Genomic DNA, 20,562 nt, shown 5'->3' on the forward strand with positions numbered 1-20,562 from the left:
TCTATTTTCATCCGATGGATCCGATCGCGAGTTACGAAGAGCTCAAGCAGCGCATCACGCAGGCCTACCCCGGCATGTCCAAGCAGCTGCAGCGCATCGCCCGCTACGTGCTGGAGCGGCCGGAAGAGCTTGCGCTGGGCACGGTGGCCGCCGTCGCCGAGGCCAACGAAGTGCAGCCCTCCGCCATGATCCGCTTCGCCAACGCGGTCGGCTATGGCGGCTTTTCCGAGATGCAGCAGGTCTTCCGGGGCCACCTGGTGGAGCGCAGCGCCAGCTACCGCGACCGCATCGCCGCCATGCGCAAGCAGCAGGGCAACGGTGCCCGCGCGCCCGGCGGCGTGCTGCACCAGCTGGCGGCCGAGTCGATGGCCGAGCTGGGCCAGCTCGACGACAGCGTGCACGAGGCCGACCTGCAGTCTGCGGTTGCCCTGATCGCCGGCGCGCCGCGCTGCCATGTGCTGGCGCAGAAGCGTGCCTTTCCCGTCGCCGGCTACCTGGCCTACGCGCTCTCGCAGCTGGAGCTGCGCACCCACCTGCTCGACGGTGCCGGCGGCATGCTGCGCGAGGGCCTGCAGGCCATGGCGCCGGGCGACGTGCTGATCGTCGCCAGCTTTCGCAACTACTCGCCCGAGGTGCTGGCCGCCGCGCAGCAGGCGCATGCCGCGGGCATCGCCGTGGTCGCCATCACCGACGGGCCGCTGTCGCCGCTCAAGGCCGCCTCTCGTGTGTGCTTCGAGCTGGCCGATGACTCGTCCAAGCCCTTCCGCTCGCTGGTGGCGCCGCTGTGCCTGGCCCAGGCCCTGGTGGTGAGCACCGGCCACCTGCTGGCCGAGCAGGCCGGCACCGCTGCACCCCGGGCCCGCAAGCGCCCTGCCTCCGCACCACGAAAAGGACGCGCATGAACCACCGCCCCTTCGATGTCATCTGCATGGGCCGCGCCGCAGTCGACCTCTACGGCGAGCAGATCGGCGGCCGCCTGGAGGACATGCAGAGCTTTCGCAAGTACCTGGGCGGATCGCCGGCCAACACCGCCGTGGGCGTGGCACGCCTGGGCCTGAAGCCCGCCATGTTCAGCCGGGTCGGCGACGAGCACAACGGCCGCTTCGTGCGCGAAACGCTGGCCGCCGAAGGCGTGGACGTGGGCCTGGTGGCCACCGACCCCAAGCGCCTCACCGCCCTCGTCTTCCTGGGCATCCAGGACGCCGACACCTTCCCGCTGGTGTTCTACCGCGAGAACTGCGCCGACATGGCGATCGACGAGGCTGACATCCAGGCAGAGCACCTGGCCTCCGCCACCGCCCTGCTGGTGTCGGGCACGCACCTGTCGCAGCCGCAACCCTACCGCGCCTGCCGCGCCGCGATGCGCATGGCCCGCGAGGCCGGCACGCGCGTGGTGCTGGACATCGACTACCGGCCGGTGCTGTGGGGCCTGACCAGCCCGGGCCTGGGCGAGCAGCGCTTCGTGCCTTCGGACCAGGTGAGCGCGCACCTGCAGACGGTGCTGCCCGAGTGCGACCTGGTGGTGGGCACGCAGGAAGAGATCCACATCGCCGGCGGCAGCGACCATACGCTGGCGGCACTGCGCCGCCTGCGCGAGCTGACCGACGCCACGCTGGTGCTCAAGCGCGGGCCCATGGGCTGCGTGGTGTTCCCCGGCGCCATTCCCGATTCGCTGGAAGACGGGCTGCGCGGGCCGGGCTTTCCGGTCGAGGTGTTCAACGTGCTGGGCGCGGGCGACGCCTTCATGGCCGGCTTCCTGCGCGGCTGGCTGAAGGACGAGCCGCTGCAGACCTGCTGCACCTGGGCCAATGCCTGTGGCGCCCTGGTGGTGTCGCGGCACGGCTGCGCGCCGGCCATGGCCAGCTGGGGAGAACTGCAGCACTTCCTGGCCCACGGCTCGCCCACCGAGCGGCTGCGCGATGACGAGTTGCTGGAGCACCTGCACCGCAGCAGCACCCGCACCCGGCGCTGGGACACGCTGGGCATCCTGGCCTTCGACCACCGCGTGCAGTTCGACGAACTGGCCGCGCGCCACGGCGGCAACACCGAACGCATCGAGGCCTTCAAGCGCCTGGTGGCCGAGGCCGCCCGCAACGTGGCCCGGCAACGCACCGGCAGTGCCCAAGGGCTGCAGGCCGGCATGATCCTGGACGGCCGCTTCGGCGAGCGCATCCTGCCGCAGCTCACCGGCCAGGGCTGGTGGATCGCGCGGCCGGTGGAACTGCCCGGCTCGCGTCCCCTCGCCTTCGAGCCCGAGCAGGCGCTGATGCTGGAAATGCGCAGCTGGCCGGCCGAGCATGTGGCCAAGTGCCTGGTGGCCTGGCATCCGGACGATCCGCCCGCGCTGCGTGCCGAGCAGCTGGCGCGCCTGCAGGAGCTGCAGGCCGCCTCCGTCGCCACCGGCCACGAGTTCCTGGTCGAGGTGATTCCGCCGCGCGAAATGCCGGCCGACGACGCGACCCTGGGGCGCGCCTTAATGCAGATCTACCAGGGCGGCGTGCGGCCCGACTGGTGGAAGCTGCCGCCCGCCGATTCCGGTGCCTCCTGGGGCCAGGTCGCCGCCGTCATCGCCCGCCACGATCCGCTTTGCCGTGGGGTTCTGCTGCTGGGCTTGGACGCCGGCGAGGACGTGCTGGAGCGCGGCTTCCGCGCGGCGGCACCGCATGCCGTGTGCCGCGGCTTCGCGGTGGGCCGCTCCATCTTCGGCGACGCGGCCGCTGCCTGGTTCGCCGGCCGCATGAGCGATGCCCAGGTGCTGGCGCAGGTGGCGCAGCGCTACGAACGTCTCATCGACATCTGGCGCGACGCCCGCATCGGCGCGTCCGCCGCCGCCCTCGCCTGACCGAATCAACCGCAAGGAAACACCATGAGCAACACCCTCCCCCGCATCGGCTTCATCGGCATCGGCATGATGGGCCACGGCATCTCGAAGAACCTGCTGGCCAAGGGCCACGCACTGCGCTTCAAGGCCAACCGCAACCGGGCCAACCTGGACGACCTGCTGGCGGCCGGCGCCACCGAGGCCGGCAGCAACGGCGACGCGGCCGAAGGCGCCGACATCGTCTTCATCTGCGTGACCGGCTCGCCAGAAGTGGAACAGGTGGTCTACGGCGAAGGCGGCCTGCTGGCGGCCGCGCGGCCGGGCCTGCGGGTGGTGGACTGTTCCACCGCCGAGCCTTCGTCCAGCGCGCGCATCCGCGCCGACTTCGCCGCCCGCGGCGTGAAGTTCATCGACGCGCCGCTGGCCCGCACGCCCAAGGAAGCCGAGGAAGGCCGGCTCAACACCATGGTGGGCGCGGACCCCGAGGACTTCGCCGCCATCGAGCCGGTGCTCAAGGCCTTCTGCGAGAACATCTTCCACGTCGGCCCACCCGGGCACGGCCACGTGCTCAAGCTGGTGAACAACATGATGGCGATGAGCTTCGCCGCCTGCATCGCCGAGGCCTTCGCGGTCGGCGCCAAGTCGGGGCTGGACCTCAAGCGCTTGTACGACGTGGTGTCGGTGGGCGGGGTCAACTGCGGCATCTTCCAGATGATGACCGCCAAGACCCTGAGCGAGGGCGCGCTGGACGGCTTCAAGTTCGGCATCGGCAACGCCCGCAAGGACCTGCGCTACTACACCCACTTGGCCGAGTCGCTGCCGGTGGCTAGCTTCCTGGGCGAGGCCACGCACCAGTCGCTGGTGCAGGCGGCCAACCTGGGCTATGGCGACAAGCTGATCGCCTCCCTTTTCGAGGCGCAGGAAAAGATCAACGACGTGAAGATCGTTCCGCGCTGACCCGGCATCCCGACCCCGAGCAAAGCAACAACCAGAGCAGGAGACAAAGCCATGAAAGACGATGACAGCAACGCATCCGCCCCTTCCTCGCGCCGCGCCCTGCTCAAGGGCACCGGCCTGGCCCTGGCCGGCGCCGGCCTGTACGGCGTGGCCCCCTTCATGGGGCCGTGGAAGCACAACCGCGTGTGGGCCCAGGCGGCCCAGAAGAAGCCGCTGGTGATCGGCCTGACCATGGACGCCTCGGGCCAGTACGCCGCCTCGGGCGGCGAGGAACGGCTGGGCGCGATGATGGCGATCCGCGAATTCAACGCCAAGGGCGGCGTGCTGGGCCGGCAGATCGAGGCCATCCACATCGACACCGAGACCACGCCGGCCACCGGCTCGCGGGTGGCCGAACGCATGATCACCCGCAACGAGGCCGCCTTCCTGATCGGCGCCGTGCATTCGGGCGTGGCCAATGCCATCTCGCAGGTGGCGCAGAAGTACGGCACGGTGTTCCTCAACACCAACTCCAGCTCGCCCACCGAGGCCGGCAAGGACTGCCACCGCGTGAAGTTCGTGTGGGACGGCAACGGCACCAACTTCTCCAACGCCATCGTGAAGAACGCGATCACGGCAAGCGGGCGCAACTGGGTGCTGCTGACCAACGACTACGTGTGGGGCCACACCACCTCCAAGGCGACCCGCGCGGCCGTCGAGGCCAACGGCGGCAAGATCATCGACGAGCTGCTGGTGCCGCAGAACACGCGCGACTTCTCCTCCTACCTGCTCAAGCTCCAGCAGATCAAGCCCGAGGTGGTGGCCACCGCGGTGGGCGGCGACGACATCAAGGCGCTGCGCCAGCAGGTGGTGCAGCTCAAGCTCAACCAGAGCATGGCCTGGATCAACAACCAGCAGGACTGGCCCGACGTGTACGGCCTGGGCCCGGAGGCGATCTTCGGCGTGTTCGGCACCACCTGGTACTACCGCCTCGACCTGCCGGGCGTGAAGGAGTTCGTCGCCAGCTACCAGAAGCAGTTCCCGGGCATGGCGATCCGCGTGCCGGGCAACGTCTTCCACAACAGCTACATGGCCACGCGCGAGCTGCTGCGCTGCGTGGAAGAAGCGGGCACGGCGCAGAACATCGCAGTCATCAAGAAGCTGGAAGGCCGGCGCATGACGGCGGCCGACCGCCTGCAGCACTTCGACGCCTGGATGGACCCGGCCACCCACCAGTGCCAGCAGACCATCTACATGGCACGCTACAACGATGCGCCGGCCGAGAAGGACGACATCTTCAAGATCCTGACGCAGGCCGACCCGAAGGACGTGGTGGACAAGGACGCGGCCGCCGCCTGCAAGCTGGAAAGCTACGAGTCCACGCCCAGCTACGACGTCTGAACCCGGAAGGCCGCGCACATGGACTTCATCTCCCAGCTGCTGCCGCACCTGGTCAACGGCATCTCGCTGGGGCTGCTGTTCGCCCTCATCGCGCTGGGCTTCATGCTGATCGTCGGGGTGATGGAGACCATCAACCTGGCGCACGGCTCGCTCTTCGCGCTGGGCATGTACGTGGCCCTGTTCATCGTGACGCCGCAGCTGGGGCTGTTCCCGACGCTGCAGGCGGCCTACATGGCGCTGCCGCTGTCGCTGCGCTACCTGTTCGCGCTGGTGCTCGCGCCGGTGTTCGTGGGGCTCTTCGGCATGCTGCTGGAGCTGTGCATGCGGCGCACCTACGGGCGCGATCCGTTGTACGGCCTGCTGCTCACCTTTGGCGCGGCGCTGGTCATCGAGGAAGGCATCCGGCTGGCGTGGGGCTCGTCGGAGAAGCAGTTGCCGCTGCCCGAGGCGATCTCGGGCGCGCTGATGCTGGGCGACCTGCTCTATTCGCGCTACCGCTTCTTCGCCAGCGCCTTCGCGGTGCTGATGATCGTGCTGCTGTGGCTGTTCCTGCAGAAGACGCCCTACGGCGCCATCATCAAGGCCGGCGCCCACGACAGCGAGATGGTGCGGGCCCTGGGCATCAACCTCAAGCGGCTGCGCCTCTTCGTGTTCGCACTGGGCGTGGCACTGGCCGCCATCGCCGGCGTGGTGATGGCGCCCATCTGGGGCGTGCGGCCGCACGTGGGCGTCGACGCGGTCGTTCCGGCCTTCCTCATCATCGTGCTGGGGGGCGTGGGCTCGCTCTGGGGCGCGGTGCTGGCCGGCCTGATGGTGGGCATGGCCGTGGGCCTGACCGGGGCCTATGCTTCGCAGTGGTCGCTGATGTCCATGTACCTGCTGTTCATCGCGGTCGTCACCTTCCGCTCGCGCGGACTGTTCGGAAAGAAAAGCGTGCTGGATGTCTGAGACTTCTGCTTCCCGAAATCCGAACGCACCGCTGGCCGGCCGCGTCGCCCTGGTCACCGGCGCCGCCGGCACCATGGGCCTGGCCGCGACCCGCGCGCTGCTGGAAGACGGCTGCCGGGTCGCGCTGGTGGACGTGCAGCGCGATCGCCTCGCGGCCCTGGCGGATTCGCTGGGCGAGCATGCCGCCGCCTTCACCTTCGACATCGCCGATCCGCAGGCGGTGCGGGAAGGCCACGCGCAGGTCGTGCGGGCGTTCGGGCCGATCGACATCCTGGTCAACAACGCCGGCATCCTGTCCAACAACAAGTGCGAGGCCACCGACGCGGCGGAGTGGCGTCGCGTGCTGTCGGTCAACTTGGACGGCGCCTTCCACCTGGCGCAGCAGGTGCTGCCCGGCATGAAGGCGAGGCGCGCCGGGCGGATCATCAACACCTGCTCGCTGGCGGCCAAGACCGGCGGGCTGACGGCCGGCACGGCCTACTCGGTGTCCAAGGGCGCGCTCACCTCGCTGACCTTCTCCCTGGCGCGCGAGCTGGCACCCTTCGGCGTCACGGCCAACGGCATCTCGCCGGCCTACGTGAAGACGCCCATGATCACCGAGCAGCTGAGCGAGGCGCAGCGCCAGGCCCTGCTGAAGGACATTCCGGTCGGACGCTTCTGCGAGCCGGAGGAGTTCGCCCACGTGGTGCGCTTCCTGGCCTCGCCGCTGGCCGGCTTCATCACCGGCGAGATCATCGACCTCAACGGCGGCCTGCTGATGGATTGAATGGATCGAATGCCTTGAACCAAGACCATGATGACTCCGCGATCACGCCGCGCATCGACTTCGGCCAGGCCCTGTCAGGCCTGTTCAGCCTGCAGGGCAAGGTGGCCTACGTGCCGGGCGGCTACGGCGGCATCGGCGAGGCGATCGCCTGGGCGTTGGCGCTGGCCGGCGCCAGGGTGGCGGTGTCCGGGCGCGACGCGGCGAAGGCACATGCCTTGGCCGAGCGGCTGCGGGACGCTGGCCATGAGGCTCTGGGCCTGGCGATGGACGCGCATTCGGTGGACGGCATCCGCGCCTCGGTGGAAACCGCGGCCGGGCATTTCGGCGGCCAGCTCGACCTGCTGCTCAACTGCACCGGCATCCAGCGCGAGGAGTCGCTGCTGGAGGTGACCGAGGAAGCCTTCGACGAAGTCCTGCAGGTCAACCTCAAGGCCGCCATGTTCCTGGCGCAGGCCGCGGCGCGGCAGCAGATCGCCGGAGGGCGCGGCGGCGCGCAGGTTCACCTGCTGTCGGTGCGCGCTCAGTTGGGCCTGCGGGGGCGCGGCTACTCGGCCTACGCCAGCAGCAAGGGGGCGCTGGCCATGCTGATCCGCCAGCACGCGAGTGAACTGGCGCTGCACGGCATCCGGGTGAACGGCATCGCGCCGACCGTGGTGCGCACGGAGATGGCGCGGCATTGGCTGGCCGACCCCGTGACCGCGAAGCAGGTGACCGAGCGCATCCCGCTGGGCCGCGTCGCCGATCCGCAGGACGTGGCCGGCGCCGCCGTGTTCTTCTGCGCACCGGCGGCCGCCTTCGTCACGGGGCAGGTGCTCTACATCGATGGTGGGCTGACGGCGAGCCAATAGCGCATCAATCTGGTGCCTGAAGCCATCAGACTCGCCCAACGCTCGGGCGAAATCGGCCGTCGCACGCACCTTTTCGGGAATCACCTAAGGATTCGCACCAATGGCGTGCGGGCACCCTTATTGCTTGAATTCGTGACCAATTTTTAATGAAGTCACGAACAATGAACAAGCGCCAGCTGCTGCAGTCCTTCCTCGCGGCCTCCGCCCTGTCCTTCGGCCTGGGCGGCGTCGCCCACGCCCAATCGACGACGCCGATCAAGTTCCAGCTGGACTGGCGCTTCGAAGGCCCGGCGGCGCTGTTCCTGCACCCCGCTGCCAAGGGCTACTTCAAGGCCGCCGGCCTGGACGTGGCCATCGACGCCGGCAACGGTTCGGGCGGCACGGTGACGCGGGTGGCCTCGGGCGCCTACGACATGGGCTTCGCCGACCTGGCCGCGCTGATGGAGTTCCACGCCAACAACCCTGACGCGCCCAACAAGCCGGTGGCCGTGATGATGGTCTACAACAACACGCCGGCCTCGGTCATGGCGCTCAAGAAGAGCGGCATCACCAAGCCGTCCGACCTCGCCGGCAAGAAGCTGGGCGCCCCGGTGTTCGACGCCGGCCGCCGCGCCTTCCCCATCTTCGCCAAGGCCAACAACATCGGCAACGTGAACTGGACCGCGATGGACCCCACGCTGCGCGAGACCATGCTGATGCGCGGCGACATCGACGCCATCACCGGCTTCACCTTCACCTCGCTGCTGAACCTGGAGGCGCGCGGCGCCAAGGCCGGCGACATCGTGGTGCTGCCCTACCCCGACTACGGCGTGAAGCTGTACGGCAACGTCATCATCGCCTCGCCCAAGCTCATCAAGGAAAAGCCGGAAGTGGTCAAGGCCTTCCTGTCGGCCTTCTCCAAGGGCGCCAAGGAAGTCATCGCCAACCCGGCGCAGGGCATCGAGTCGGTGAAGGCCCGCGACGGCATCATCGACACCGCGCTGGAGACGCGCCGCCTCAAGCTGGCCATCGACACCGTCATCAACAGCCCCGACGCTCGCGCCGAAGGCTTCGGCGTGGTGAACCCCGGCCGCCTGTCGCTGATGGCCTCGCAGGTGTCGGACGCGTTCAACACCAAGTCGCGCGTGAACCCCGATGCGGTGTGGACCTCGGCCATGCTGCCGCCCACGGCCGAACTGAACATCCTGAAGAAGTAATGGGCGCGGCCGTCGCGGACAACACCGCCGCCCCCTTCGTCGATTTCCAGGACGTCTGGCTCGCCTACAACGAGGAGCTGCGGCGGGCCAACCACTTCGCGGTGGAGGCCATCGACCTGAAGGTTCGGCAGGGCGAGTTCATCGCCATCGTCGGGCCTTCGGGCTGCGGCAAGTCCACCTTCATGAAGCTCACCACGGGGCTGAAGATGCCCTCGATGGGCAGGATCATGATCGACGGCCAGCCGGTGACCGGCCCGCTGAAGATCTCGGGCATGGCCTTCCAGGCGCCTTCGCTGCTGCCCTGGCGCACCACGGTCGACAACGTGCTCCTGCCGCTGGAGATCGTGGAGCCCTACCGCTCCAGCTTCAAGCGAAAGCGCAAGGAATACGAGGAACGCGCCCGGCGCCTCCTGCAGAAGGTCGGCCTGGGCGGCTACGAGGACAAGTTCCCCTGGCAGCTCTCGGGCGGCATGCAGCAGCGCGCGAGCATCTGCCGCGCGCTCATCCACGAGCCCAAGATGCTGCTGCTGGACGAACCCTTCGGCGCGCTCGACGCCTTCACCCGCGAGGAGCTGTGGTGCATCCTGCGCGACCTGTGGACCGAGCAGCGCTTCAACGTGATCCTGGTGACGCATGACCTGCGCGAGTCGGTCTTCCTGGCCGACACGGTGTACGTGATGAGCAAGAGCCCGGGCCGCTTCGTGGTGCGCCGCGACATCGAGCTGCCGCGCCCGCGCGAGCTGGAGCTGACCTACACCAAGGAGTTCTCCGACATCGTGCACGAGCTGCGCGGCCACATCGGCGCCATCCGCAGCGGCGGCGCCACTTCCACTGCACCGGTGATCCCGCAATGAAGTACGACAAGAAGCAGATCGAACGCTGGTCGCCCTGGCTGCTGCTGGTGGCGGTGATCGTGCTGTGGCAGATCGTGTGCTCGGCCTTCGAGGTGTCGGAGTTCATCTTCCCCAGCCCCTGGCGCATCTGGACCCAGTTCTGGGAGTTCAAGACCGTCATCGCCGGCCATGCCTGGCGCACTTTCTGGGTGACGATGGCCGGCTTCGGCCTGGCCATCGTGGTGGGGGTGCTGCTGGGCTTCGTGATCGGCAGCTCGCGCCTCGCGTACGCGGCCATCTATCCGCTGATGACGGCCTTCAACGCGCTGCCCAAGGCGGCCTTCGTGCCGATCCTGGTGGTGTGGTTCGGCATCGGTGCGGGGCCGGCCATCCTCACGGCCTTCCTCATCAGCTTCTTCCCGATCATGGTGAACATCGCCACCGGCCTGGCCACGCTGGAGCCGGAGCTGGAAGACGTGCTGCGGGTGCTGGGCGCCAAGCGCATGGACGTGCTGATGAAGATCGGCCTGCCACGCTCCATGCCCTACTTCTACGGCTCGCTCAAGGTGGCGATCACCCTGGCCTTCGTCGGCACCACGGTGTCGGAGATGACGGCCGCCAACGAAGGCATCGGCTACCTGCTGATCTCCGCCGGCTCGGCCATGCAGATGGGCCTGGCCTTCGCCGGGCTGATGGTGGTGGGCGCGATGGCGATGCTGATGTACGAACTTTTCTCGGCAATCGAGAAGCACACCACGGCCTGGGCCCACCGCGGCTCGCAGGGCGCTTGAGCGAAAGGCCGGGCTGCTATAAAGTTCATAGCATCCCGGCTTCTTCGCGACCCGCCTTGCACCTGACGCTTCGCACCTCCGCTGCTCCCCTCCTCCTTGGCACCGTGCTGCTGCTGGCCGCCTGCGGAAGCGCGCCGCCCCGGCCACCGGCCGGCACGGCGCCCAGCACGGGCCACGCCACGCTAAGCAACGAGCAGGCCGAGGACATCGCCATCCACGCCCTGGGCCTGGTGGGCACGCCCTACCGTTACGGCGGCAACACGCCCGACGGCGGCTTCGACTGCAGCGGGCTCATCGGCTACGTGTACCGCAGCCGCGCCGGCCTGGCGCCGCCGCGCACGGTGGCGCAGCTCTCGGGCTTCGGCGAGACGGTGGACCGCAGCCAGCTGCGCACCGGCGACCTGGTGCTCTTCGGCGGCGGCCGGCCATCGCATGCCGGCATCTACGTGGGCGAAGGCCGCTTCGTGCACGCGCCCTCCAGCGGCGGCACGGTGCGCATGGACACGCTGGCCGGCGCCTACTGGTCGCGCCAGCCGCTGTCGGTACGCCGGCCCTGACCGCCCCTTCGCTCAGGTCTTGAGCTGGTCGCGGATCGGCAGGCTGCGGATGCGCTTGCCGGTGGCCGCGTGGATGGCATTGCACAGCGCCGGCGCGATGGGCGGCACCCCCGGCTCGCCCACCCCGCCCAGCGGTGCGTCGTAGCTGCCGTCGATGAGGTGCACGAAGATGCGTTGCGGCGCCGAGTTCATGCGCAGCACCTCGAACTGGTGGAAGTTGTCCTGCTCCACCCGCCCGTCCTTGAAGGTGATCTCGCCCGACAGCGCATTGCCCACGCCCATGGCGCAGGCGCCTTCCATCTGCGAGCGCACCCGCTCGGGATTGACGATGCCGCCGCAGTCGATGGCGATGTCGATGCGCGGGATCTTCAGCTCGCCCTTGTCATCCACCTGCACCTCGACCACCGAGGCCACGTAGGTGGTGAAGCTGTAGTGCGCCGCGATGCCGCGCCCGCGCCCCTTGCCCAGGGGCTTGCCCCAGCCCGACTCCTTGGCCGCGCGCTCAGTCACGCGGCGCAGGCGGCCCACGTCGATGGGGTAGGCCGCCGGGTCTTCGCCGTGGTTCCAGGTGTCGTTGACGTCGCGCGGGTCGATCTTGCGCGGCGGGCCCAGCAGTTCCAGCAGGAAGTCCTTGGGGTCGCGCCCGCTGGCCACCGCCATCTCGCCCACGAAGGACTGGATGGCGAAGGCATGCGGAATGTTGGACACCGCGCGGTACCAGCCGATGCGCGTGTGCGCCGCGGCCTCGGGGTTCTCCACCCGCAGGTTGGGCACGGCGAAGGGCACGTTCGTCAGGCCCATGCCCAGCTCGATGGGCGACTCGGTCTTGGGGTCGGGCATGAAGATGGCCAGCAGCGTCGGGCCCACGCTGCGGTGCAGCCAGGCCACCGGCTTGCCCTTGGCATCGAGCCCGGCCTCGAGGTGTTCCACCGATACCGTGTGATAGAAGGAATGGTGAAGGTCGTCCTCGCGCGTCCACACCACCTTCACCGGCTTGCCGCCGGTCTCGCGCGACAGCAGCGCGGCCTCGGTGGCATAGTCGCCCTTGCTCTTGCGCCCGAAGCCGCCGCCCAGCAGCGTGACGTTGACCGTGACCTTCTCGGGCGGCAGTTCCATGCGCTTGCTGATGTCGTTGCGCACTGCCTGCGGGCTCTGGAAGGGGCCCCACACCTCCATGCTGCCGTCCTTGAAGCGGGCGGTGGCGCTGGGCGGCTCCATGGGCGCCTGCGTCAGGTGCGGGATGTAGTAGTCGGCCTTGAGGGTCTTGGCGGCCTTCTTCATCGCGCCGTCCACGTCGCCCTTGGTGCGGATCACCTTGCCCGGCTTGCCGGCCGCCTCCAGCATGGCCTTGCGGTAGGCGTCCGATGCGTAGCTGCCGTTGGGTCCGCCATCCCAGTCGAGCTTGAGCGCCTTGCGGCCGTTCATCGCGGCCCAGGTGCTGCTGGCGATCACGGCCACGCCCGGTAGCGGCTGGAAAGCGCTGGGCACGGGAGAGCCCTTGATCTCGACCACCTTCACCACGCCCGGCACCTTCATCGCCTCGGCGGCATCGAAGCCGCGCAGCGTGCCGCCATACACGGGGCTGCGCGCCACCACGGCGTAGAGCATGTCGGGCATCACCACGTCGATGCCGTACTGCGCTTTGCCGGTGGTCATGTCGAAGCCGTCGACGATGGGCGTCTTGCCCTTGCCGATGTAGCGGAACTCGGCCGGCTTCTTCAGCCGCAGGTCGGCGGTCGCGGGCACCGGGATCTTCGCCGCATCGGCTGCCACGTCGCCAAAGCCGATGGCGCGGCCGGTGGGCTTGTGGATGAGCTGGTGGTTCTTCGCGCTCACCTCGCTGGCCGGCACGCCCCACTTCGCGGCGGCGGCCGATTCGAGCATCTGCCGCGCGGCCGCGCCGCAGCGGCGCATGGGCATGAAGAAGTGGCGGGTGGTGCGCGAGCCGTCGGTGTCCTGGTTGCCGTAGCGCGCCTCGTCGCCCTGGGCCTGCACCACGCGTACCTTGGCCCAGTCGGCCTCCAACTCGTCGGCCAGGATCATGGGCACGCCGGTGCGGACGCCCTGCCCCATCTCGGCCCGGTGGCAGGTGACGGTGACGATGCCGTCGGGCGCGATGGCCACGAAGACCAGCGGGTTCTCCACCACCCCGTTGGGCATGCCGTAGGCGCCGTACTTTGGCGCCTCGGTCTGCGCCTCCACGCGGTCCGCGAAGCCGCCCAGCGTGAAGCCCAGGCCGACGGCGCCGGTGGCGCCACCCAGGAAGTTGCGGCGCGACAGGCCGCTGGCCTGCTGTTGGAGCAGTTCTGTGCGGTTCATGTCATGCCTCCTTCACGCCGGCGGCCTGCTTGATCGCGGCCTTGATGCGGGTGTAGGTGCCGCAGCGGCAGATGTTGCCGGACATGGCCGCCTCGATGTCGGCGTCGCTGGGCCTGGCGTTTTTCTGCAGGAGCGAAGCCGCCTGCATGATCTGCCCCGACTGGCAGTAGCCGCACTGCGGCACGCCCACCGCGCGCCAGGCCACCTGCAGCGGATGCTGGCCCTGCGCGTCCAGGCCCTCGATGGTGGTGACCCGCTTGCCCAGCGCCGCGCTCATGGGCGTCATGCACGATCGCACAGCGGCGCCGTCCAGGTGAACGGTGCAGGCACCGCACAAGGCCATGCCGCATCCGAACTTGGTGCCGGTCATCTGCAGCTCGTCGCGGATGTACCAGAGGAGCGGCATGTTGCCGTCGCCGTTGAAGTCGCGCGACATGCCGTTGACCGTCAGTGAAGCCATGTGTCGTTCTCCTTTCGGCCTGCGTCTTGGGCGTGGGGTGCTGCGCAGGTGGGCGCAATCTATTCCTGCGAAGACGCCGGCACAAGCCCCCGCTTGCGAAACAATGGCGCATGACCCTGCCCTCCGCCCAAGCCTGGCTGCAATGGAGCGAACCGGTGCGCGCGGCCCGCGCCGCCGGCCGTCCGCTGGTGGCCCTGGAGTCCACCATCGTGGCCCACGGCATGCCCTTTCCCGAGAACCTGCACACCGCCCGCGAGGTGGAAGCGCTGATCCGCGCCGAGGGCGCCGAGCCCGCCACCATCGCGGTGATGGACGGGCGCATCCGCATCGGCCTGTCCGACGACGAGCTGGAACGCCTGGCACGCGCCGGCCCGGCCGCCGTCAAGCTCAGCCGGCGCGACCTGCCGGCAGCCCTCTCCAGCGGTGCGCTGGGTGCGACCACGGTGGCCGGCACCATGATCTGCGCGCACCTGGCGGGCATCGAGGTCTTCGTCACCGGCGGCATCGGCGGCGTGCACCGCGGCGCCGCGCAGAGCTTCGACATCTCGGCCGACCTGCAGGAGCTGGCCCGCACGCCGGTGGCGGTGGTGTGCGCCGGCGCCAAGTCCATCCTGGACATCGCGCTCACGCTGGAATACCTGGAGACGCACGGCGTGCCGGTGCTCAGCAGCGGGCAGGACGAATTCGCCGCCTTCTTCGTGCGCGAGTCCGGACACCGCGCCGACTACCGGCTCGACGATGCGAAGGAGCAGGCCCGCTTCATCCGCACGCAGTGGTCGCTGGGCCTCGAAGGCGGCGTGCTGCTGAGCACGCCGGTGCCCGAGGCGGATGCGCTGCAGAAGGCGGAAGTGGATGGCTGGATCGACGCGGCCTTGAAGGACGCAGACGTGCAGGGCATCGGCGGCAAGGCGGTGACGCCCTTCCTCCTCGCGCGCATCAAGCAGCTCAGCGGCGGGCGCAGCCTGAAGGCCAACATCGCCCTGGTGAAGCACAACGCCCAGGTGGGCGCGCGCCTTGCACTGGCACTGGCCCGGCTGCCGTCCATGCCCTGACCCGCTGTGGCGGTGTCGCTCCCTCGCAGTATGTGCATGTGGTCGGAGCTAGGAACGTCGCGTTGCGCCAGGCGTCACAAGCTAGCCTTGACCTCGGCGTTCAGCCTGCTTTCGCCCGCATCCCCGGCCGATGGCCGCGGATGCATCTATCGCGAACAAGGTGCGCATCGCCCCCGACTTCGCGGACACTCGTATCGCACTAGGCTTTCAACTTCGCAGCCGGTAGCGCACAGGCGAGCGAAATGACCATCAAGTAACCGAATGCCAGAATGAATCCCGTCTGGTCGGAACTCACCGCGGCGGTCCGTATGCCGTATTGGAGAACTGCCAACACGCTGGCTGTACCGACTGCGGCCCCAAGGTTCGTCAATATCCGCGTGGCGGCGCTGGCATCCGCAACAAGTGAGTGATCCACATCACGATAGGCAGTCGACAAAGCAAGAATCGTCAGGATACCGAGGCCGGCACCCCGCACCAGTACAGATGCAGCCAGCATGCCTACATGCTCTGCGCCGGATGGCCAAAGGAAAGGGATCGTTCCCAAGATCGAAGCCGCGATAGAAACCAGTGCCAGCCCGCTTGTTCCCAAACGTTGGGACAGTGGCACCAAGTAGCGACGGGAGGCCATCGTGCCGATCCCTTGCAAGGCAAGCAGCGCGCTCGTTTCGATCGTTCCAAACCCGCAACTCTGCAGAAAGTACAAAGGCAACGCTAGCAGTCCACCGTAGAAGACCAGGCTTGAAAGAAACAGCAGCCACGCGGAAGACCTGAACGATGGCACGCTGAACATTTTGAGATCGATCAAGGGGCGAGGCGCCCACTTCTTGACGTAAAGAACAAACGTCGCACTCAGCACCATGCCGGCGACTCCCAGCATCACGCCCATTGATGAGACACCACGGGCAATTTCCCCTAGTGTGGACAGGCCGTAAATAGTCAACGCGATACCTGGACACAACAGCAAGAAGCCGATGGCATCAAAGCGCACTTTTGTGAACTCATTGTCCGTTCGAAGGTGGCGCAATGCCATGCAGATGCCGAGCAAACACAACGGAATGTTGAGCAGGAATATGTAGCGCCAACCGCCGTAGTGCAGCGCCAAGCCACCCACCAAAGGACCAAGAATCGGGGCAATTACTGACGGCACCGCCATCGAGGCCAAAGCGGCTTTAGCGTTGTGCTGTCCAACCGACCTCACAAGTACGGTCTGCATGATCGGCATCAAAAATCCCGCGCCAATACCCTGGACGATTCGAAAGACCACCAGGGCTTCTGCGCTCCAGGCGAACGCGGCCAAGGTCGACCCAATGAGGAAGGTGAATAAACCCGCAATCCACGTTCTCTTGCCGCCCAGCCGTTTCGCGGCCCAAGCGGACAACGGAACAACGGCCGCCGCCGAAAGCATGTACGCGGTTGATACCCACTGGATCGTTGACAAGGGAACTGCGAGATTGGTACTCATTGCGCTGAGTGCAATGTTCACGGCCGTTGCATCAAGCAAGGGAAGAAAAACGCCGACCATGAGGACAAGAATCACTAGCCGGTGTTCTTTGCTCAGTGCAGAATCTTCCGCTTGTTTGATTGAAGCCGATTTCTGATCGGCGCGTCTGTCCTGAGACGTCTCCGCATGCGATGTCGCTCTCATGCCCCTGCCGTTGCATCGCTGCCGACAGGAACCTCATGCGAAGCGGATGGGTCGAAATCGACACACAGTGATTCGGGTCCTCGCGTGTAGAGGCCCACTTCCTCGTAGATGAAACCGGGCGAATATTTCAGGCGGTGCCGCTTGTCGAGCAGGAGGTTTGCCGTGATCTCGATCTGCAATGTTCTGGGATCTCGGTTCGCAGCGCCGATCATGCAGAACACCACTACCGCAGCGGGGATCACGACGCCAGAAATGTCCACATCCATAGAAGCCTGCCTCGGAATAAATAGCACGGGTAAGGAATACGGGGAACTCTATTGAGGATCGGTGTGATTCAATTTCGGTAAGAATTCAATTTCTATCGAATTTATGGCGCGTCCTCGGTCACACCATCAAAGCATTCCCCCGCTTGACTCGCAGCCCTATGCGCCCACCGCTCAGTACCCTGTGCGAGTGAAGTCAAGGCTTCTGCGGGCTCATACCCATGTGCTTTCCCATCAGCATCACTGGGCGCAGATTGTTTTCTCCAGCCGAGGCGTCACTCGCGTCATGACTTCTGGCGCTGCGTTCGTGCTCCCGCCGAGAAGGGCCGTGTGGATTCCGTCCGACGTAGAACATGCAGCCACAGTTTTGGAGGACGCCGATCTGCACTCTGTGTATGTGCACCAACCGCAAGGGATTGCGGGGCCTTCCATGTCGCGACCAACTCTGGATCCTGCATGGTGCAACTGCCGTGTCATCGAGGTGCGCCCATTGCTCCTGGAACTGGTCCACCAACTGGCGGCCGAGGATTCCAATTCGGTCGATGTCGAGCGCTATCGAAGCATGTGCATGCTGACGCTCAGTGAGATGCGCAGGTCACAGATCCTGCCAATGGGCATCGTGTTGCCGCAGGACAAACGTTTGCGTTCGTTTTGCGAGTCGTTCCTGGGCAACCCAACTCGCAACCAGTCGCTTGATTCGCTTGCACGGGAATCCGGCGCCAGTGCCAGCACGATTGCGCGGTTGTTTCGCAAGGAGATCGGTACGAGCTTCGCCAGTTGGCGTCAGCAGGTCATGCTGGCTCGCGCCCTCACGCTGGCCGCGCAACGCATGCCCATGTCACGCATCGCAATGGAGCTTGGATACTCAAGCGCAAGCGCGTTCTCGGTGATGTTCGCCCGCTTGGTGGGAATGGCCCCGAGCAAGTTCTTGTCGCTCGACGACCAGGATACCCGACGGTAGCTGGCGGCGTTCGTTAACTGACGCAGACCAGACAGACGCTTGCGACCGGCGCCCGTCACAAGAATCCTAAAGAGCTTACGGAATTGCCTGCGTCGCAGCCTCTAGCTGCAACACCCGCCAGGCGCACAGCGTGCCGATGGCCGCCAGCGCGGTCGCGACCCAATACATCGGCACATAGCCGAAGTTCTGCGCGAGCGCGCCGCCCGCCAGCACGCCCAGCACGCCGCCGAAGCCATAGCCGATGACGGTGAACAGGGCCTGCCCGCGCCCGCGCAACCGGCCCGGGAAGTGGCGCGTCACCAGCGCGATGCAGGTGGTGTGGTGGGTGGCGAAGCTCAGCGCGTGCAGCAGCTGCGCCAGCACCAGGGCCGCGAACCAGCCGCCCAGCCCCGCGGTGATCGCCATGCGCGCGATCGCGGCGATGCCGCACAGCCACAGCCAGCGCGGCATCGCCAGCCGGCCCATCCAGCGCCCCTGCACGAAGAACCAGCCGATCTCGGCCAGCACCGACAGGCCCCACAGCAGGCCGATGGTGGCCTTGCCGTAGCCCAGCGAATCCAGGTACAGCGAAAGGAAGCCGTAGATGGAGAAATGCGCCGTGACGTGGAAGAACAGCGAAACGAAGAACCAGCGTACCGCCGGCTGCCGCAGCACCGGCCCCACCGGCTCGCGCGGGCCGCTGTGCGTGGCCGTCGGCTCGCGCTGGTCGGGCAGGCGCAGGGTGGCCAGCAGCACCAGGAACAGCGTGCCCACTGCCCAGGCCGGGAAGTGGCCCATGCCGAAGCGGTCGAACCATTCGCCCGCGAAGAACACCGTCACCAGGAAGCCTGCCGAGCCCCACAGGCGGATGCGCCCGTAGCGGCCCCAGTCTCCGGCCACCAGGTGCGCCATGGCCGCCTCGGTGAGCGACATCATCGAGCTGGTGTGGGTGAACATCAGCAGCAGCACGAAGGCCAGCCACAGCGGACCGCCGTGCCAGAACAGGCCCAGCGCAGCGATGGTGGCCACCGCGGCCGAGAAGCGCAGCAGCTTGACGCGCTCGCCCGTGTGGTCCGACAGCGCGCCCCAGGCATAGGGCGCGAACACGCGCGTCACCGACTGTACCGAGGCCAGCAGGCTGATGGTGAAGATCGGCAGCCCCAGGTCCTTGAGCCACAGGGGCAGGTAGGGGTTGAAGAAACCGATGTGCGCGAAGTAGCTCGCCGACAGCGCGGCGAAGGCCAGCAGATGGCGGGGCTGCCTGCCGGCGTCCACCGCGGCTTAGAGGAAGGAGGCCTTGGGAGCGGGCGAAACGGCCTCTTCGGCGGGCGCGGCATCGGCCACGTCACCGCACTGGGCACGGTGGCGCAGCGCATGCTCCATCACCACCAGGGCCAGCATGGCCTCGGCGATGGGCGTGGCGCGGATGCCCACGCAAGGGTCGTGGCGGCCCTTGGTGATCACTTCCACCGGCTGGTTGTGGATGTCGATGGACTGGCGCGGGCTGATGATCGAGCTGGTGGGCTTGATGGCGATGCCCACTTCCAGGTCCTGCCCGGTGCTGATGCCGCCCAGCACGCCGCCGGCGTTGTTGGAGGCGAAGCCGTTGGGCGTGATGGAGTCGCCGTGCGTGGTGCCGCGCTGCGTGACGCTGCCGAAGCCCGCCCCGATCTCCACCCCCTTGACGGCGTTGATGCCCATCATGGCAAAGGCGATGTCGGCGTCGAGCTTGTCGAACAGCGGCTCGCCCAGCCCCACCGGCACGCCGCTGGCCGTGACGCGAAGCCGGGCGCCGCAGGAGTCGCCGGCCTTGCGCAGCGCGTCCATGTAGGCCTCGATGTGGCTCACGTCGGCGATGGGCGCGTAGAAGGGGTTGTTGGACACGTGCTCCCAGCTGTCGAAGGGGATCTCGATCTCGCCGATCTGCGTCATGCAGCCGCGGAACACCACGCCGTATTTCTGCGCCAGCCACTTCTTGGCCACCGCGCCGGCCGCCACCATGGGCGCCGTGAGGCGGGCCGAGGAGCGGCCGCCGCCGCGCGGGTCGCGAATGCCGTATTTCTTCCAGTAGGTGAAGTCGGCATGGCCCGGGCGAAACTGCTGGGCGATGGCGCCGTAGTCCTTGCTGCGCTGGTCGGTGTTCTGGATGACGAGGGCGATGGGCGTGCCGGTGGTCTTGCCTTCGTACACGCCCGAGAGGATCTGCACCTGGTCGGCCTCGTTGCGCTGCGTCACGTGGCGGCTGGTGCCGGGGCGGCGGCGGTCCAGGTCGGGCTGGATGTCGGCTTCGGACAACGCCATGCCGGGCGGGCAGCCGTCGATGACGCAGCCAATGGCCGGCCCGTGGGACTCCCCGAAATTGGTGACCGCGAAGAGAGTTCCGAAGGTATTGCCGCTCATGGCGTCGATTATCGCGTCTGCCGAAAGCGGTATGGACACCCCGGGCCGCTCGGCTTACGGTTCAAATTCAGTTACAGGGAACACAAAGTGCTACCTCACCTCGAAATCCACCGCCACGGCCCGTCCTTCTACAGCTACATCGTCCGGGCCTTCCACACGGGCAGCGGCCACTGCGAGGATGGGCTCGATTCCCTGGAACGCTGCCTCAACGACGCAGCCGAATCGCTGGGGCACTACTTCCCTTCGGTGAGCGTGAGCCTCGACGGGCAGGACCTCGGCAGCTACGAGGTGCATCGACTTGCACAGCACCCCCTCAGCCTGGCGGCCGAGCTGATGGTGAAGGCGCACCCGCCCGTGCTCAAGCAGTTCGCCTGAGGCGTTCCGTT

General features: G+C 67.5%; 20 protein-coding genes. 14 read left to right on the plus strand and 6 right to left on the minus strand.

Annotated features, from left to right (window positions below; all coding sequences use genetic code 11):
* The first annotated feature begins 14 nt into the window (after positions 1-14).
* The 11 genes from BM345_RS02780 (at position 15) to BM345_RS02830 (ending at position 11,097) form a co-directional block, all read left to right on the plus strand.
* Positions 15-902: a MurR/RpiR family transcriptional regulator gene (locus tag BM345_RS02780; protein WP_093375349.1), complete on the plus strand. Its 888-nt coding sequence runs from the start codon at positions 15-17 to the stop codon at positions 900-902.
* On the plus strand, positions 899-2,842 hold the full coding sequence (gene iolC, locus BM345_RS02785; protein WP_093375351.1) for a bifunctional 5-dehydro-2-deoxygluconokinase/5-dehydro-2-deoxyphosphogluconate aldolase: 1,944 nt from the start codon (positions 899-901) through the stop codon (positions 2,840-2,842). Before BM345_RS02780 ends, iolC begins: the two co-directional genes overlap by 4 nt.
* Positions 2,843-2,866: 24 nt before the next feature.
* Positions 2,867-3,778 carry an NAD(P)-dependent oxidoreductase gene (locus tag BM345_RS02790; protein ID WP_093375353.1) on the plus strand — a complete coding sequence of 304 codons (912 nt, stop codon included), beginning with the start codon at positions 2,867-2,869 and terminating at the stop codon, positions 3,776-3,778.
* 51 nt (positions 3,779-3,829) lie between these two features.
* Positions 3,830-5,158 (plus strand): ABC transporter substrate-binding protein, encoded by a 1,329-nt coding sequence (locus tag BM345_RS02795; protein ID WP_093375355.1) that lies wholly within the window; start codon positions 3,830-3,832, stop codon positions 5,156-5,158.
* An 18-nt stretch (positions 5,159-5,176) separates the two neighbouring features.
* Complete coding sequence (locus BM345_RS02800) at positions 5,177-6,106, plus strand: branched-chain amino acid ABC transporter permease (protein ID WP_175544885.1); 930 nt, start codon at positions 5,177-5,179, stop codon at positions 6,104-6,106.
* Complete coding sequence (locus BM345_RS02805; RefSeq protein ID WP_093375357.1) at positions 6,099-6,872, plus strand: SDR family NAD(P)-dependent oxidoreductase; 774 nt, start codon at positions 6,099-6,101, stop codon at positions 6,870-6,872. The genes BM345_RS02800 and BM345_RS02805 overlap by 8 nt, the downstream gene beginning before the upstream one ends.
* Before the next feature lie 14 nt (positions 6,873-6,886).
* Positions 6,887-7,720, plus strand: coding sequence for an SDR family NAD(P)-dependent oxidoreductase (locus BM345_RS02810; RefSeq protein ID WP_093375359.1), 834 nt, complete (start codon positions 6,887-6,889; stop codon positions 7,718-7,720).
* 161 nt (positions 7,721-7,881) lie between these two features.
* Entirely contained in the window at positions 7,882-8,916 is a 1,035-nt protein-coding gene (locus tag BM345_RS02815; protein WP_093375361.1) for an ABC transporter substrate-binding protein, read from the plus strand.
* Positions 8,916-9,770, plus strand: coding sequence for an ABC transporter ATP-binding protein (locus BM345_RS02820; RefSeq protein WP_093375363.1), 855 nt, complete (start codon positions 8,916-8,918; stop codon positions 9,768-9,770). The genes BM345_RS02815 and BM345_RS02820 overlap by 1 nt, the downstream gene beginning before the upstream one ends.
* Positions 9,767-10,540 (plus strand): ABC transporter permease, encoded by a 774-nt coding sequence (locus BM345_RS02825; protein ID WP_093375366.1) that lies wholly within the window; start codon positions 9,767-9,769, stop codon positions 10,538-10,540. Before BM345_RS02820 ends, BM345_RS02825 begins: the two co-directional genes overlap by 4 nt.
* A 62-nt stretch (positions 10,541-10,602) precedes the next feature.
* Positions 10,603-11,097, plus strand: coding sequence for a C40 family peptidase (locus tag BM345_RS02830; RefSeq protein WP_093376192.1), 495 nt, complete (start codon positions 10,603-10,605; stop codon positions 11,095-11,097).
* Between the two features lie 12 nt (positions 11,098-11,109).
* On the opposite strand, the gene BM345_RS02835 is transcribed toward BM345_RS02830, so the two are convergent.
* Positions 11,110-13,416 (minus strand): xanthine dehydrogenase family protein molybdopterin-binding subunit, encoded by a 2,307-nt coding sequence (locus BM345_RS02835; RefSeq protein WP_093375368.1) that lies wholly within the window; start codon positions 13,414-13,416, stop codon positions 11,110-11,112.
* A 1-nt stretch (position 13,417) separates the two neighbouring features.
* Positions 13,418-13,876, minus strand: coding sequence for a (2Fe-2S)-binding protein (locus tag BM345_RS02840; RefSeq protein ID WP_093375370.1), 459 nt, complete (start codon positions 13,874-13,876; stop codon positions 13,418-13,420).
* Between the two features lie 110 nt (positions 13,877-13,986).
* Between BM345_RS02840 and BM345_RS02845 the strand changes: the two genes are divergently transcribed.
* On the plus strand, positions 13,987-14,928 hold the full coding sequence (locus BM345_RS02845; protein WP_093375372.1) for a pseudouridine-5'-phosphate glycosidase: 942 nt from the start codon (positions 13,987-13,989) through the stop codon (positions 14,926-14,928).
* Positions 14,929-15,127: 199 nt separating this feature from the next.
* On the opposite strand, the gene BM345_RS02850 is transcribed toward BM345_RS02845, so the two are convergent.
* Entirely contained in the window at positions 15,128-16,573 is a 1,446-nt protein-coding gene (locus BM345_RS02850) for an MFS transporter (RefSeq protein ID WP_093375375.1), read from the minus strand.
* The gene (locus tag BM345_RS02855; RefSeq protein ID WP_093375377.1) at positions 16,570-16,839 is read right to left on the minus strand and encodes a hypothetical protein; all 270 of its coding nucleotides are present in this window, start codon (positions 16,837-16,839) and stop codon (positions 16,570-16,572) included. Before BM345_RS02855 ends, BM345_RS02850 begins: the two co-directional genes overlap by 4 nt.
* A gap of 103 nt (positions 16,840-16,942) precedes the next feature.
* Between BM345_RS02855 and BM345_RS30725 the strand changes: the two genes are divergently transcribed.
* Positions 16,943-17,797, plus strand: coding sequence for an AraC family transcriptional regulator (locus BM345_RS30725; protein WP_093375380.1), 855 nt, complete (start codon positions 16,943-16,945; stop codon positions 17,795-17,797).
* Between the two features lie 75 nt (positions 17,798-17,872).
* Here the strand turns inward: BM345_RS30725 and BM345_RS02865 are convergent, their stop codons facing one another.
* Positions 17,873-19,051, minus strand: a complete 1,179-nt coding sequence (locus BM345_RS02865; RefSeq protein WP_093375383.1) for an MFS transporter — start codon at positions 19,049-19,051, stop codon at positions 17,873-17,875.
* A 6-nt stretch (positions 19,052-19,057) separates the two neighbouring features.
* The gene (gene aroC / locus BM345_RS02870) at positions 19,058-20,176 is read right to left on the minus strand and encodes a chorismate synthase (RefSeq protein ID WP_093375385.1); all 1,119 of its coding nucleotides are present in this window, start codon (positions 20,174-20,176) and stop codon (positions 19,058-19,060) included.
* Positions 20,177-20,263: 87 nt separating this feature from the next.
* On the opposite strand from aroC, the gene BM345_RS02875 reads away from it, so the two are divergent.
* Positions 20,264-20,551 carry a hypothetical protein gene (locus tag BM345_RS02875; RefSeq protein ID WP_093375387.1) on the plus strand — a complete coding sequence of 96 codons (288 nt, stop codon included), beginning with the start codon at positions 20,264-20,266 and terminating at the stop codon, positions 20,549-20,551.
* Positions 20,552-20,562 lie beyond the last annotated feature (11 nt).

Origin of the sequence: Variovorax sp. OV329, from assembly GCF_900114785.1 — a bacterium.
In the GTDB taxonomy this organism is placed as follows: Bacteria; Pseudomonadota; Gammaproteobacteria; order Burkholderiales; family Burkholderiaceae_C; genus Variovorax.